The organism is Fortiea contorta PCC 7126 (assembly GCF_000332295.1).
GTDB classification, from domain to species: domain Bacteria; phylum Cyanobacteriota; class Cyanobacteriia; order Cyanobacteriales; family Nostocaceae; genus Fortiea; species Fortiea contorta.
This window is the reverse complement of record NZ_KB235930.1, coordinates 2,394,642-2,409,857: the sequence shown is the minus strand read 5'-3', so window position 1 is coordinate 2,409,857 and position 15,216 is coordinate 2,394,642. Positions and strand designations below refer to the sequence as shown.

Sequence of the window (15,216 nt, the reverse complement as noted above, 5' to 3'; positions counted from 1 at the left end):
TTAAGGCGCACCACCTGAACGGCGACCACTACCGCCGCTGGCGCCGGGGAATACACCTCCTCGCGGTGTTGATTGTGGTCTGGAACCTGGCGGAAAACTGAGTAATACTTTTTCGTCGCCATTCAATCCTGATTTAACTTCTGTTAAATTGTTGACGGTTATTCCGGTTTCAATACGTGTAAATACTGGCTCACTATCGGTTCCCATAACGAAAACACCTGTCGCTCGTTCTCGCCGAACAACTGCGGCTGTTGGTACTACTAAAGCGTTCTCTAATTGACCAGCTTGAAATTCTGCGGCTACGTTCATTCCGGAGCGCAGTAAGCGTTGGGGGTCTGAGAGGGCGATTTTGACTTCAAAGCTGGTGACGTTTTGCTCTACTGTCGCTTGGGACGCAATTTGACTGACTCGACCTGTAAAGGTTTTACCAGGATATGCATCGGCTTTAATTGTGACTGCTTGACCAAGGGTGATTCTGGCGATGTTGGTTTCGGCTAAATTGGCGACAACTTGATTGACGGAAGCGAGGGAAAGAATGGATGAGGATAGGGATGAGGAAACAGAGCTAGCAGCGGTGGTGGGAGTAACGAAGGCGCCAGGGTCAGCGTATTTCTTTGTTATCAACCCATCGAAAGGTGCGCGAATAATGGTGTCGTTGATTTGGGTTTGAATGTTTTGTAGTGAACCGCGAGCGGAAATTACCTGAGCACGTGCTTGGGCGATATCTTCTGGGCGATTTCCGGCTTGGAGCAGTGATAAAGCTTGTTGTCTTTGTCTGACTGCTGCTTGGGCTTGTTCAATGTCTTCTGGTCGTGAGCCGGCTTTTTGCAGAGCGAGGGCTTGTTGCGCTTCATTAACTGCTGCTTTGGCGCTGTCTAAATCCGCGCGTTTTTGGTTGAGAGTTTGTAGGGAGATGACTCCGGAATTATAAAGTTCTTGATTGCGACGGAAGTCGTCTTCGGTTTTATTCAAGGTTGCTTGGGTGCTGGTGAGCCTTGCTTGGGCTTGGGCGATATCTTGGGGACGATTCCCCGCTTGGGCTTTTTGTAGATTTGCTTTGGCTTCATCTACTTGGGCTTGGGCTTGGGCGATATCTTGGGGACGATTCCCGGCTTGGGCTTTTTGCAGACTTGCTTCGACTTGGGCTAACTGTCCTCGCGCTTGGGTGAGTTGACCTTGGAAGTTGGAATCGTCCATGTAAGCCATTATTTGACCTTTTTTGACGATATCTCCTTCTTTGACTAATAGTTTTTTCAAAATACCGGAATTTTTCGGGCTGATATTGATTGACCTTTCGGGCTTGACTGTACCGTTAGCAGAAATTGTGATGGGTAGGCTTCGTCTTTCTACAGGTTGTGTGAGCACGCGACGTTTTGCTTCTTGTTTTGGTAGCACAACTACCTGACGATAAATTACATAGCTAATTCCGCCAAGAAAGCTGAGGATTAGCAACCAAGATAACCAATGATATCGGCGTTTTGTTTTCTTGATTTCGGGAATCAAAGCCGACGAATCTACAGGGTTTGATGTGTTAGTTGTCATGTCTACTTTCGGTGTAGAAAGAACTGCAACCGAACTAGTTTTTTATAGTTATGAATATGGTTTTGCTACCATATTCGTTCGCAATTATCTGATAAAATTTGGGTTTTTCATATATGACTAAAGTCACTTAAGTGGGGAGATGGGGAGATGGGGAGGTGGGGAGATGGGGAGGTGGGGAGATGGGGAGGTGGGGATAAAGTGTGAGGCTTTAAGCTTGAAGTGTGAGGCTTTGAACCTCAAGTGTGAGGCTTTGAACCTCAAGTGTGAGGCTTTGAACCTCAAGTGTGAGGCTTTGAACCTCAAGTGTGAGGCTTTGAACCTCAAGTGTGAGCCTTTGAACCTCAAGCGTGAGCCTTTGAACCTCAAGTGTGAGCCTTTGAACCTCAAGTGTGAGCCTTTGAACCTCAAGCGTGAGCCTTTGAACCTGACGCGTGAGCCTTTGAACCTGACGCGCGAGCCTTTAAGCCTGACGCTTGAGCCTTTGAGCCTGACGCTTGAGCCCCCACCTCCCCATCTCCCCATCTCCCCACCTCCCCATCTCCCCACCTCCCCACCTCCCCATCCCCCCACACCTCCCCATCTCCCCATCCCCCGTTATCTTGGTTGTGCTGGTTTACTACCCTGGGTGATGAATTAGGGTAGGGTAGTTGAGATAGCGATCGCTAATGATGATAAAATTTGCTTTCCGTGTAGAGTTGAGATCGTTTAAGCTAGCTGAAAGATTCCTTGAATTGTGGTCGAGAGGCGGTAGTGTGCCTAAACATGTTGGTTTAATTTCTTTTTTGGTAATCTGTGGTCTGTGGAGTATGCCTAAAGCAGCTCATGCACAAGCACTATTACCCCATACATTGCAACTTGATGCAGCGAAGTTGGAGAAGCAGGGGTTGAGTTTGGCTCAGGAAGCGGCTCAACTCGGTCAATTTCAACAGTTTGAGTTGGCTCTACCACGAGCACGCTTGGCTAGTCAATTGGCTCCTAATAGTGATAAAGTCTGGTTCTTGTTGGGTGGTTTGCAAATGCAGTCTAAGGATTTGGATGCAGCCATCGCTTCTCTGAAAAAAGCCCAGTCTCTTAATCCCAAAAATGCAGATGTGCTGTTTGCTCTGGGTTCGGCTCATTTTCAGCAGCAAAAATACCCGGCGGCGATCGCTAGTTATCAAGCTGGTTTAAAATTAAAACCTAATGACCCAGAGGGGTTGTTTGATTTGGGCAATGCGTATTATATGACTAATCGTTTGCCAGAAGCGATCGCTCAATATGATAAAGCTGTTTCCCAAAATAAAAAGTTTTGGCCAGCAATTAACAATATTGGCTTAATCAGCTACGAACAAGGTGATATTCCCGGTGCTATTCAAAAATGGCAAACTGCGGTGAATATTGATAAACGAGCGGCTGAACCACTGTTAGCGCTGGCAGTGGCATTGTACACTAAAGGCGATCGCCAACAAGCTCTGGCTATGGGAGAAGCGGCTCTCCGCATCGATCAGCGTTATGGTGATCTAGAGTTTCTCAAGCAAAATCTGTGGGGTAATCGCCTTTTGTCTGATACGAAAAAGTTCTTAGAATTACCCCGCATTCAAGCGGCTTTACAACCACAGGGAATTTCTCCACGGACTAGACAACAACCTACTCAGTAGGGTTTGGGGTCTAAGATGCTGATTTACTTGTGTATTATCCCAGGGTACTTGCCGAATCACACTATTCATAGTACATATATACTATCTGTTTAGTCACTAGTTGCTCAAAACATTACGGGCGAGCAATTCTGGTACAGGTAGTCAATATCTTTCAGGTAGGGGAAAGGTGACAAGAATCAGCGAAAACCATTCTTCCTTACCCCTTCCTCTTCTTGGTCAACTACAGGATAAAGCTTGAAGTATGAAGTGTGAAATCAAAAAACAACAAAATTGGCTCTGGGTTGGTAATAAGTACGCCATAAACCGGAAACTGTTTATCTGCGTTGATATTTTTTATCTACAAAAGAATAATATTACTCACATCCAGCAGGAAATTTGAGTTCAAACTCCATGCTTCATTCTGTAGTCATTTATTGCGGTATAAGTGCCATAATTTGGTCAACAAACTGTTGATGATCAACTATGGGTTTTGAGATGTAACCATTAGCGCCGCTTTGTTTAAGAAAGTTTTCGCGATCGCCTTCCATAGCGTGAGCCGTAACCAGAATCACAGGTAAATTAGCTGTTAGCGGGTCAGATTTCAACATTTGTGTAATTTTGATGCCATCAACAGATTTACCTTGATAAACACTCCGGGAAAGGGAAACATCCATCAAAATCAAGTCTGCTGCACCAGCTTGGGCAATTTCGATGACTTCTTCTACATTTTCAGTGTGTTTCACGTCTAAGCCACCGCGCTTAGTCAAAATCTTGGAAAAAACGCGAGCATTAATTAAATCATCTTCGACAATCAAAACAGTTTTCATGAGAATTTGATATATAGAGGTGAGGGGGATGGCAAACTGAGTCAAACATTTGTCTGCCTCCTTTTTAATCTTCAATGTGTGTCCCCGTCATCATGGATAATACTACTGATTTTTATCCTATGGCTAACAAGATTTGGTTAGGAATTGCTTTTCATCCGTTATGCTGTGGTTGCTGCAGTCTTAATTTCCAGTGGCTTTTGTGTAGTTAAATTTCAGGGAAAAACTCATGGTAAAACAGTTAAACCTTCTCTCCACGGGACAGGTAATCACCACAGCCCTGCACACCGAGATGCAACGGTCTTACCTTGAATATGCCATGAGTGTGATTGTCGGGCGAGCTTTGCCGGATGTCCGTGATGGCTTAAAACCGGTGCATCGGCGGATTTTGTACGCGATGCATGAGCTTGGTTTAACGCCCGATAGACCCTATCGAAAGTGTGCCCGTGTAGTAGGGGACGTGCTCGGTAAATATCACCCCCACGGCGACCAGTCGGTCTATGACGCCCTAGTCAGGTTGGTGCAGGATTTTTCCAGCCGCTATCCTTTGCTAGGCGGACACGGAAACTTTGGCAGTGTAGATAATGACCCGCCGGCGGCGATGCGTTACACAGAAACCCGCCTCGCGCCGATTGGTCACGAGGGAATGCTGACAGAAATCGGCGAAGAAACTGTAGAATTTATTGGCAATTTCGATAATTCTCAACAAGAACCAACAGTACTCCCGGCGCAATTACCCTTTCTGTTGCTCAATGGCTGTTCGGGAATCGCCGTGGGGATGGCGACGAATATACCGCCCCACAATTTAGGAGAATTGGTTGATGGGTTGATTGCTTTAATTGACCAACCAGATTTGACAGATGAAAAGTTGTTTGAGTTGATTCCTGGGCCTGACTTTCCCACTGGTGGTGAAATTGTCGGGAATGCGGGTATTCGGGAAGCATACACCACGGGGAAGGGTAGTATTGTCCTACGGGGAGTCGCTACCTTAGAAGAAATTCCCGCCGCGCGGGGAAGCAAGCGCCGCACAGCGATTATTGTGACAGAGTTACCTTATCAGGTGAACAAGGCGGGCTGGATTGAAAAGGTCGCCGACTTGGTGAATCAGGGGCGATTACAAGGAATTTCTGATTTGCGGGATGAAAGCGATCGCGAAGGAATGCGAGTAGTCATCGAACTCAAGCGCGATACTAACCCCCAAGAAGTGCTGCAAAATTTATATCACCAAACCGCCTTCCAAAGTAACTTTGGGGCGATTCTCTTAGCTTTGGTGGATGGACAACCGCGTCAGTTAAGCTTGCGTCAACTGCTGCTAGAGTTTTTAAGTTTCCGTGAACAAACTCTCAACCGTCGCTACGGTTATGAGTTGGGTAAAGCGGAAAATCGATCGCATTTGGTAGCAGGTTTACTTTTAGCTTTGTCTCATGTGGACGAAGTGATCGAAATTTTGCGCCAAGCTGCTGACGGTAGCACCGCAAAAATCAATCTTTGCAGCCGATTGGAGTTGAGTGAGGTACAAGCAGATGCTATTTTAGCTATGCCATTGCGACGCTTGACTGGTTTAGAACGGCAGAATTTACAGCAAGAATTTGAGCAGTTAACTGAGCAAATTACGCTGTTACGGAGATTATTGAGCGATCGCAAAGAATTACTCAAGGCGCTCAAAAAAGATTTGCGATCGCTCAAACGGAAATATGGCGATGACCGTCGCACCAAGCTAATCCCTGGAATCACAGAAACGAGAAAACCCGAAGATGCGGGGACAAGAAATCGACTAGCAGCAGCGGATGAGGAAAATTCTCAATCCCCAATTTCCCATTCTCCATCCTCCGAACCGCCGGAAGAAACAATTTTAGAATTTACACACCGGGGTTATGTCCGTCGCAGTTTAGCAAACGGTAAAAAGCCGAAAGCTGATAACGGTCTGCATGATCATGACTTTTTGATCCAAACTGAGTTAACAGACACAAACCAAGATTTGTTGGTGCTCACCAGTGGTGGTAAAGTTTACCCAGTGAAAGTGGGAGATATTCCCGCCACGACTGGACGTTCTCCCAAGCGAACACCGCTAATTACCATGCTGAGTAACACCGCTCAAGGTGCTCAAGAAGCGGTGATTAATCGCTGTTTGCTAAGAGAAAATTCAGCGATCGCCCAGATGATTCTCTTGACTAAACAGGGACGCATTAAACGTTTATCTTTAGAAGAATTAACCAACTTAACTCGTCGCGGAGTAACGCTGGTCAAGCTCAAAGATGACGATGAATTGTTATTTAGTCAGTTAATTAATACAGGAGAACATCTCATCGTCGCTAGTTCTGGTGGACGACTGTTGCGCTTCCAAATTAGTGACCAAGAACTACCAATTATGGGTCGAGCCGCCATGGGATTGCAAGCATTACGTTTGCGAAAATCTGAAGAAATGGTTGGCTGTGTAGCGGTAAGTGGCGCAGGTGAATTGCTGTTAGTAACTCAAGAAGGGTGCGCCAAACGCTTACCCGCAGCCCAGTTGAAGCGAGCTAATCGGGGCGATTTAGGGACACAAGCGATCAAATTCACCAGCAAAACCGACTATTTAGCGGCGATGGTAATGGTTCAGGGGACAGAGGAAGTGGCGCTAATTACTAATAAAGACCGGGTAGTGCGGATACCCAGTCAAACAGTACCTGTATTGACCAGAGAAAGCAAAGGTGAAAGCATCATCCAACTCAACCGCGATGAAAAAATTATCACCGTTGTTCCTGTGCGATCGCTTTCTTAAAAAAAATCGGTCATGCTATTGCGAGTGAATCACCACACAGTTAGATTCTGTAGAGACGCTGTTTTGGAAGCGAAACGAAGTCCAATTTCCTGTCTCTACAATGATCCAACTGCAAAGTTAAAACTAAATTTAAAAACTAAAATTCTATGCCGAATTTGTGCATAGTTTGCAACATTTGTTGCGCTTGAATTTCATCTCCTAGGGTTTTATATATTTTGTAAGTTTGACGATAATAATCAAGAGCTTCTTGATGGCGGTCTAATTTTTGAAAAGTCGCACCGAGAATTAGTGATATCTGAGCTTCTTCTAGAGTATTTTGCAGGTCTTGAGCTAGAACCAGCGCTGATCGTATATATCCCATTGCTTGGGAATATAACCCTTGTTGATAATAAATACTGCCGATATTAAAAAACATTTGTTGCTGACTTGGTTTAATTCCCATAATTTGGAAAACTGCCAGCGATCGCTTATAGTAAATTAAGGCTTGCTCGCTCCTGCCTAATTGTTGATGTGTAGACGCTATCTTAGACAAAGCAGCAGCTTCACCGAATTGATTGCCAATTTGCTGACAAATATTTAAAGATTCCAGATTATACGCTATTGCTTGTTCAAGTTGATTGATTTGACTACAAACATCGCTTAATTCTTGCAAAATATTACTTTTGATATTTTGATTACCGATATCACAAGAAATTTGCAGAGCTATTGTCAATAACTCCATCGCTTCCTGATATTTATCGAGCTTTTTGTATGCTTGTCCTCGGTAGTACAGGCTGAACATCAATAGATTTTGGTCGCCAATTTCTTGAGCTACCATTAAACAATGATGACAAAACTCAATTGTTTTTTGATAATTCTGTAATTGAAGATAAATCGCACCTATATTAACTAGCGAGTCTCCCGTCGCTTTCATATCTTTTGTTTCTCTAGCAATCAATAAAGCTTTCAATTCATATTCCAAAGCTTGTTGATAATCTTCTTGGTGCTGGTAAATATTTGCTAAAGAACTCAAAGCTTTTTGCTGCGAACATAATTCGTTAATTTCACAACTAATCGCCAGTTGATTTTGAAAGCACTCGATAGCTTTTTGGTATTGTCCCAGAGATTGATAATTGGCTCCCAGTTCACCAATTAAAACTACTTGTAGTACGCGATTGCCATTTACATAAGTAATTTTTAATAATTTGGTGAAGTATTTGATAGATTCATGAAATTGATGTAATTGCCGATAGCATTTACCTATGTTGTATAGCGTCACATCTTGACTATCTTCAGCACCTATGCGCCGAGATAGCGCTAACAGTAGCTTATAGTACTCTAATGCTTGGGAGTATTCAAGTAGTTTTTCATAGATGCTAGCTAGTTGACTCAAACAAGTCAGTTCTTCTCGGTGGTCTTGAATTTGACGACTGATTGATAACTTTTCTATGTAATATCCGAGCCTCCTCCGGAGGAGGTTATCTAAGTTTTGCTCATCTTCTCCTAACATTTGGAGTGTTGCACTATACTTGTCCACGAATTTATAAAAGACTGCTTAATAATGCAGTTAATAGTAATTACAGTAATACGTAACATTTTCTATGTAGCCTCTCGTGCTTCGATTCAGTAAAGATTTTCTACTTTTTGAATAAGATTTGAGTAAGTGCTTTCAATCTTGAGTCACTTTATCTCTAAATGTTATCTAAAATACATAATACACAAAGGTTTTGCTCCTTCAGTAATCAGACTTTTTCTAGATTTGCGGTTGAATCCGAATAGAAGTTACAGCTAGAGATAAAGTTCCTTTAAATATCTCTGTAAATACTCAGTCTTTAATAACTACAGTTCCTCTAATATTAAGATTTCAACAAATCATTTGTATAAATTCATGAGATTAATAAATTAATTTCATAAATTTTATACATTAACGAAAATGTGTATTAAGTATATTTTGTTTGTGTAACAAACTTCTGTACACGTCTTCCAGTAAAAAAATAGATGAGTATAATAACTGGAATTTAAATAAATATCAATAGAGTTTATACAGTTAACAGGGCTAGTGTCAGCGGTTTGACCTTAATCTCAACTAGATAGAAAGTCTTGCTCCCAATTTCTAGCCCCCATAGCTGTTTTCAAATCACAGTCTCATGGATGCTGAGTCCCATGATGATTAAGTCACGCTCAATACCATCAAGTTCGGCAACTTTAGGTAAAGTTCCCCAATTTTTGAAGCCAAATGTTGCAAATAACTTTAAGCTGGGGCGATTATGGGCAAAAATAAAGCCTACTAAAGTTTTTATACCTAAGCCGGGGCTGTCATGAATTGCTTTTGCGAGGAGTTCCCGTCCTAAACCGCAGCGATGGAAAGCCGGCGCGATATAAATACTGATTTCGGCAGTTTTATTGTAAGCTGGTCGCCCATAGAAAGATTGGAAACTTAACCATCCAGCGATCGCTCCTTCTACTTCCATCACCCACAGCGGACGATGAGAGGGCGATCGCCCCTGAAACCAAGCCATACGACTTTCCACAGATACTTGCTCTAAGTCAGCGCTGGCCATGCGGCCGGGAATTGCAGCATTATAAATTGCCACAATAGCAGGTAAATCAAATTCAGTAGCATGGCGAATAGTCATTGCTGCTGTCTCGTAGAAAAATTTGAAAAAATAAAAATATTTAAAAATGATACAGCGTTCAGGGTAGCAATTTAGCTGTCATCTGTAAAAATTCCCTAGCTACGAAATATAGAGGTATTGCTGATGACGAATTGGATTTGTGAGATGAAACTCCAGCAGCTTTTTGATAATTCAAACAGTAATAATACTTGCAAATCTTATCTACAGCTAAAGACAGAGGGCGATTTGATAACCTCAGCTTATGATGAACTTAATAACTAAAGTTATTTTTTAGTTTTGAGTAAATATTTTAACTCCAGTGCATATGTCTTTTAACTCTATTGAAAACGAGAGTGGCGCAACTAATCAAGATAGTAGGCTGTCTCTAGAGATCGAGCTTGCTATGTTTATAATTAGACTCAAAAATGGTATTTGGCTGGTAGGTATTCCCTCTTGGTTATTTGGATTAACTGATAGAAGCCTAGCAGCTTTCGCTGATGGTTATATCTCTGCACTCGAAGTTTTTCAGCTATTTACAACTTCCTTCTTTTTCTTAAGTTGGTTATATTTAAGACCAGAGACAACATTAGATCCTGACAACGCCGATAACATACAATCAGGCTATCTCTGTCCAACTCAAAGCAATAAATTTGAGTTAAAGAGGCGGCACATGATTAGTCAAGAATATATTTTACCTTTCCCATATCTGTGTCAAATCTATCATCTTCTCAATTTAAAACACCTGGAAAGTGTTCACAAGTTCAGCCTAAATCATCTCAAAATTATCAATATTAGCTATTTTCAGCCTACACCCATCGGGGGAATTATCAAATTCCACACAATTTTAGATTCGCCTATCAATCCGCTGAGAATTTGGCGACAGCCGATTGTGGAAGTGGATTTAATTTTACATACCCCCTACACTGTAGAATTAAGCATTCCTGTCTACAACAACAAAAGAATTATTGTCATTTTTCAAACCTTACCGCTAAATCATCGAGAACATCAACTATTTATAGATATTTATAGTGATTTAGATTGGCCGAAACCATTGCTACAAGTAGCTTTGCATTTTGCTTCTTGTTTGACCTTGTTTGAAGATTTGCCTTATTTACAAGCTCTAACTGAAAGAAACATAGAAAAATTATTTAAACTAAATTTAGCTGCAAATCACGAAACAATGTTACTCTTTAAAAGATTTGTTGAGCTATACGGTGCCGGTGTAGAAAATCAGAAACTGATTTCGGGTGGAGAATGAGTAATACCAATACTCGATCCTTTTAAGCTCGTGCGAGTAAGGGAGCAGCAGCTAGTAGAGTTTTAGTGTAAGGGTGTTGTGGATGAGCGAAAATATTTTTTGTTGCACCAATTTCAACAATTTTGCCACCATTCATCACTGCAATGCGATCGCACAAAAATCTCGCTAGCCACAGGTCATGGGTGATAAACAAATAAGTTAACTCAAATTCGGCTTTCAATTGCAACATTAAATCTAGCACCTGAGACTGCACACTGGCGTCTAACATGCTCACAGGTTCATCGCAAATCAGTAATTTGGGACGGGTAATTAAGGCGCGGGCGATCGCTACTCTTTGTTGCTGTCCACCAGATAAATCGGAAGGATAGCGTTGATAGTAAATTTCAGTCGGTGTTAGTCCCACTTTTTCTAACATCCATAAAACCTGTTCTTTGGCTTTAGTCGCATCAGCCAAATGATGAATTAATAAAGGATCGGCGATACTTTGTCCTACCGTCATCGCTGGATTCAAACAAGCATGAGGATCTTGAAATATCATTTGGATTTGTCTTCGTGAGGCGCGAATTTTTTGGGGAGACAATGTAGCTAAATCTTCTCCCAAAAACTCAACTTTACCTGCAGTCGGACGAATCAGTTGCAATATAGTTCGAGAAAGTGTGCTTTTTCCGCAACCAGATTCTCCTACTAATCCCAGAATTTCGCCGGGATAAAGTTCGAGATTAATACCATCTACAGCTTTAATTGTTTGACTTTGGGTTTTTAAAAGTCTCTCAATCAAATTAGGTTCTATGGTGTAGTGCTGCTGCAGTTCTGTAATCTGCAATATAGGAGTTCGCTTTTCTTCGGCGCTTGCTGTTGTTAATTGCTCATTGCCATCAACTGCTTGAATATGCAAAGCTGCTTTCAGAAGCGATCGCGTATACTCATGTTGTGGTTGACCAAACACAGATTTGGTTGTACCCATTTCTACCATTTTCCCTCGATACATCACCCCGATGCGATCGCAGTATTCGGCCACCATCGCTAAATCATGGGAAATCAGCAACAATCCCATGTTTTCTTCAGCGCACAAGCGAGTTAATTCTTGTAAAATCTGCGCCGAGACGGTGACATCCAAACTTGTGGTAGGTTCATCAGCAACGATTAATTTAGGATTCAAGAGTAAAGCCAGAGCGATCGCTACCCTTTGGCGCATTCCACCGCTAAACTCGTGGGGATACTGATTCCAGCGACTGGCGGGAATTTTCACTTTTTCCAAAGTAGCGATCGCTTTTTGTTTCGCTTGCTGCTGAGATAATCCTGGTGAGTGGGCTTGCAAAGTTTCCACACAGTGATTACCAATCGTCATCAAAGGATCAAGACGAGTCATCGGATCTTGAAAAATCAGCGCTACCGCTTCTCCACGAAATTTTCGCAATTCCTCAGCAGTTAAATCAAACACCGATTTTCCCAGAAATACCGCCCGTCCCTCAATCCGACTAGACGACGGTAACAAACGCATCACAGCCCTTCCCAAGGTTGACTTACCACAACCAGACTCTCCCACCAAGCCCATTTTTTCACCGGCTTTTAAAGTGAAAGACACATCATCAACCGCCCAGGAAAGTTCTTCAGCCCCAGACTGAGGATAAGCAACTCGCAAATTTTCCACACTCAATAAATTATTCATAAATATTTAAATAAGTCGGTGAAAATAAAGCAATTCACAATTATATAAACTACATCCTGGCTAGACCCTATCTCCTAGTTCCTATCCCCTAACTTCAACATAATATAACCTCAAAATGAGGGTTTCTCAAATAGCGCCAAAGTTAAGATAAAATCCATTATAAAAATTGCTACCCAAGTAGTTACAACAGCCGTCGTTGCTGACTCTCCCACATCTTTAGCTCCTCCTTTGGTAGTTAATCCCCAGCTACAGCCATTAACAGCAACAAGCACCCCAAAAATAAAACCTTTAAGCAAAATAATCCATAAATCTGCAGGTTCTAAAAAGTCTCTTACCGAATCTAAAAATGTCTCTGGCAAAACTTGGTAAAATTGCATACCAGCAAAAGCCCCACCAATAATCCCAGTCACCAAAGCAAAAATTGTCAGCAAAGGAGTCATCAAACAGCAAGCAATTACTCTCGGAAGTACGAGAAAATCGATAGGATCGGTTTTGAGCATATAAAGTGCATCAATTTGCTCAGTTACTCGCATCGCACCTATTTCTGCCGCAAAAGCCGAACCCACCTGTCCAGCAATAATACTAGCAGTTAAAATCGGTGCTAATTCTCGGCAATAAGCTAAAGCAAAAGCACCCCCCACAGCATTAACCGCACCAAACTGCACCAATTCCCTAGCCGTTTGAATCGTAAAAATCATCCCCGCAAAAAAACTCACCAACAGTACAGGCGGGATAGAGCAAGGGCCAGCAGTCACCATATGTTCTACAACCTTCCGGTAATATGTCCTGCCTTGGCAAAAATGTAATAAAACTTGACCAAAAAGTAACGCTGTAGCGAAACAGCGGAGAATCCATAACTGCTGGTTAGTTTCTTTTGGTCGCGGTTTGACGCCCATCTCGTATCCTCTCAACGTGATGATGATTCGCTCTGGCTAAAAAACTACTTGCCACTACTAACATTTATCTGACGAGAGTAACGGGGCTAAACCGTTGGACATAGTTAGTCTTTCGAGAGATTGTAACGGAAATAAGTCAGTTACATAAACATATATGAAAGTTAGTGTTGTCAATGCAATACCAGTAGGATACCTAAAAACCGAATCTAACTAAAGATTGAAATCTCAATCATCTTCAGTTGCTAGGATGAGAGCATCTTGGGACTTTTCTTATCTTGCGCCTGCTCCCGATTAACAATACTTTTACGAGTCAATATGTAATTAATTTTGCCGACTTACTGACAACTAAATAACGGCAACCAAGAACCATACCGCCAAAATCAAGAAATATCAAGATTACCAAAGGAGAACAAGATGGAAATCTTCGATTACGTGATTTTAGGAGCCGGGTTGGGTGGACTTTCAGCCGCAGCCTGCTTAAGCAAACAAGGATATCGGGTAGCAGTTTTAGAAAAACATTACTTACCAGGAGGCTGTTGTCAAACCTTTGATTATGGTGAATACAGGTTTTGTGCTGACGTGCATTACATTTCCCAATGCGGTGCTGGTCAGAGCATAGGTCAATTTCTTGACTACATTGAGCGCGATATCCCTTTTAATAGCCTTGATCCAGATTGTATTGATCGCGTGATTACACCAGAAGCAGATTTTAAAATTCCTTTAGGTTGGGAAAATCTGCGTACACGTTTACTCTCTACTTTTCCAGATGAAACCTTAGCAATCAACCGCTACTGCGATGAAATTAAACAACTCCATCATGAAATGCACAACTTGGTGCAGGAGGTGCGCTGGTTTGATCAAAAATGGTCTGATTGGTTAAAGTTGCCTAAATATAGAAATCTATTCTGGAAGCGGAATTGGACTCTACAAGACTTGTATAACTATGTTGGCTTGTCGCCCAAAATACAAGCACTGCTGGCTGGACAAAGCGGAGATTATGCCTTACCTCCCGCAGAAATTGCCCTGATTACTCACACAGCCCTAGTTTGGGACTACTCAGAAGGAGCATACTATCCCAAGCACCATTTCAAGCATTTTGTAGACACAATTGTGGAAGCAATTACAGATGGTGGTGGTGTGGTTAAATACTCAACACCCGTAGAACATATTCAAGTTAGTAATAAAGTTATCCAGAATGTCATCGCCAACGGTACGATTTATCGTGCCGAAAAAGCCTATATCAGCGACCTCGACCCCAAATTAACGGTAGAATTGATCCGTGATTCTCATGCACTTAGTCAAAAAGAGCATGAGCGCCTAACTAGTTACGAATACTCAGCTAGCGCTTTTAATATCTATTTGGGTTTAGATAGCCGCTTCGACCCGCAACGCTACGGTATTGGCAACTGGAATATTTGGTACTATCCTACAGGCGACCTAAATCAAGAATATCAAGCCCAATTGGCAGATGATTTAAGCCACCCGTGGATTTTCCTTTCTTGCCCGACGATGAAATCTCATGAGCCAGGAATGGGGCCAGCAGGTCATCATGTCTTGGAAATTGCCACAGTTTGTGCTTATGAACCTTTTGCCCATCTGCACGCCAACGACCCCAAAGCCTATAAAGCCAAAAAGCGCCAAGTTTACCAGCAGATTATGACCAGCGTCCGGGATTTGATTCCTGATGTCGATACCTACGCCCGAATGAAAGTTTATGGTACACCCACCACCAGTGAATTTTATTTAGGACAACCCCAGGGTAATATCTACGGTGCAAAGTTGATACCCAAACAAGTAGGTTTAAATCGCTTGGGATATATAACGGAATTGTCTAACCTGTTTTTAGTGGGAGCAAGTGCCGGTTATCCCAGTGTACCGGGTGTAATTAGCAACGGTATGGATGTAGTGGAATTGATTACTGGGCAATCAGTGCGGCACAAAACAGAACCTATGTTGGTTTCTAAATAGTGGGGAAAAGGTTTGAAAGCTGACGGGGTAAGGATTTCTGTTACTTGATGGTCTGTCCCATTAGTATAGATTTTCCGTAAGGGCGAAC

Annotated in this window: 11 protein-coding genes; 5 read left to right on the top strand and 6 right to left on the bottom strand. The window is 42.4% G+C overall.

What is annotated here, in order from left to right; all coding sequences use genetic code 11:
- Positions 1–1,542, bottom strand: a complete 1,542-nt coding sequence (locus MIC7126_RS0111050; protein WP_017653205.1) for an efflux RND transporter periplasmic adaptor subunit — start codon at positions 1,540–1,542, stop codon at positions 1–3.
- Positions 1,543–1,681: 139 nt separating this feature from the next.
- Here MIC7126_RS0111050 and MIC7126_RS30375 point away from each other — a divergent pair, with 139 nt between their 5' ends.
- Complete coding sequence (locus MIC7126_RS30375) at positions 1,682–2,179, top strand: hypothetical protein (RefSeq protein WP_017653204.1); 498 nt, start codon at positions 1,682–1,684, stop codon at positions 2,177–2,179.
- A 115-nt stretch (positions 2,180–2,294) separates the two neighbouring features.
- Complete coding sequence (locus tag MIC7126_RS0111040; protein WP_017653203.1) at positions 2,295–3,179, top strand: tetratricopeptide repeat protein; 885 nt, start codon at positions 2,295–2,297, stop codon at positions 3,177–3,179.
- 410 nt (positions 3,180–3,589) lie between these two features.
- Here the strand turns inward: MIC7126_RS0111040 and MIC7126_RS0111030 are convergent, their stop codons facing one another.
- Complete coding sequence (locus tag MIC7126_RS0111030; RefSeq protein ID WP_017653201.1) at positions 3,590–3,985, bottom strand: response regulator; 396 nt, start codon at positions 3,983–3,985, stop codon at positions 3,590–3,592.
- Positions 3,986–4,211: 226 nt separating this feature from the next.
- On the opposite strand from MIC7126_RS0111030, the gene MIC7126_RS0111025 reads away from it, so the two are divergent.
- Positions 4,212–6,743 (top strand): DNA gyrase/topoisomerase IV subunit A, encoded by a 2,532-nt coding sequence (locus MIC7126_RS0111025; RefSeq protein ID WP_017653200.1) that lies wholly within the window; start codon positions 4,212–4,214, stop codon positions 6,741–6,743.
- Between the two features lie 136 nt (positions 6,744–6,879).
- Here MIC7126_RS0111025 and MIC7126_RS0111020 read toward each other — a convergent pair whose 3' ends face one another.
- Together MIC7126_RS0111020 and MIC7126_RS0111015 are read right to left on the bottom strand one after the other, a co-directional pair.
- Positions 6,880–8,232, bottom strand: a complete 1,353-nt coding sequence (locus MIC7126_RS0111020; protein ID WP_017653199.1) for a tetratricopeptide repeat protein — start codon at positions 8,230–8,232, stop codon at positions 6,880–6,882.
- A gap of 622 nt (positions 8,233–8,854) precedes the next feature.
- Positions 8,855–9,358: a GNAT family N-acetyltransferase gene (locus MIC7126_RS0111015; RefSeq protein ID WP_017653198.1), complete on the bottom strand. Its 504-nt coding sequence runs from the start codon at positions 9,356–9,358 to the stop codon at positions 8,855–8,857.
- A 304-nt stretch (positions 9,359–9,662) separates the two neighbouring features.
- Between MIC7126_RS0111015 and MIC7126_RS0111010 the strand changes: the two genes are divergently transcribed.
- Complete coding sequence (locus MIC7126_RS0111010) at positions 9,663–10,595, top strand: hypothetical protein (RefSeq protein ID WP_017653197.1); 933 nt, start codon at positions 9,663–9,665, stop codon at positions 10,593–10,595.
- A 22-nt stretch (positions 10,596–10,617) separates the two neighbouring features.
- On the opposite strand, the gene MIC7126_RS0111005 is transcribed toward MIC7126_RS0111010, so the two are convergent.
- Positions 10,618–12,264, bottom strand: coding sequence for a dipeptide ABC transporter ATP-binding protein (locus tag MIC7126_RS0111005; protein WP_017653196.1), 1,647 nt, complete (start codon positions 12,262–12,264; stop codon positions 10,618–10,620).
- Between the two features lie 110 nt (positions 12,265–12,374).
- On the bottom strand, positions 12,375–13,160 hold the full coding sequence (locus MIC7126_RS0111000) for an MlaE family ABC transporter permease (RefSeq protein WP_017653195.1): 786 nt from the start codon (positions 13,158–13,160) through the stop codon (positions 12,375–12,377).
- Positions 13,161–13,574: 414 nt separating this feature from the next.
- Here MIC7126_RS0111000 and MIC7126_RS0110995 point away from each other — a divergent pair, with 414 nt between their 5' ends.
- A complete protein-coding gene (locus MIC7126_RS0110995) occupies positions 13,575–15,128 on the top strand; it encodes a phytoene desaturase family protein (RefSeq protein WP_017653194.1) in 1,554 nt (517 codons plus the stop codon).
- Positions 15,129–15,216 lie beyond the last annotated feature (88 nt).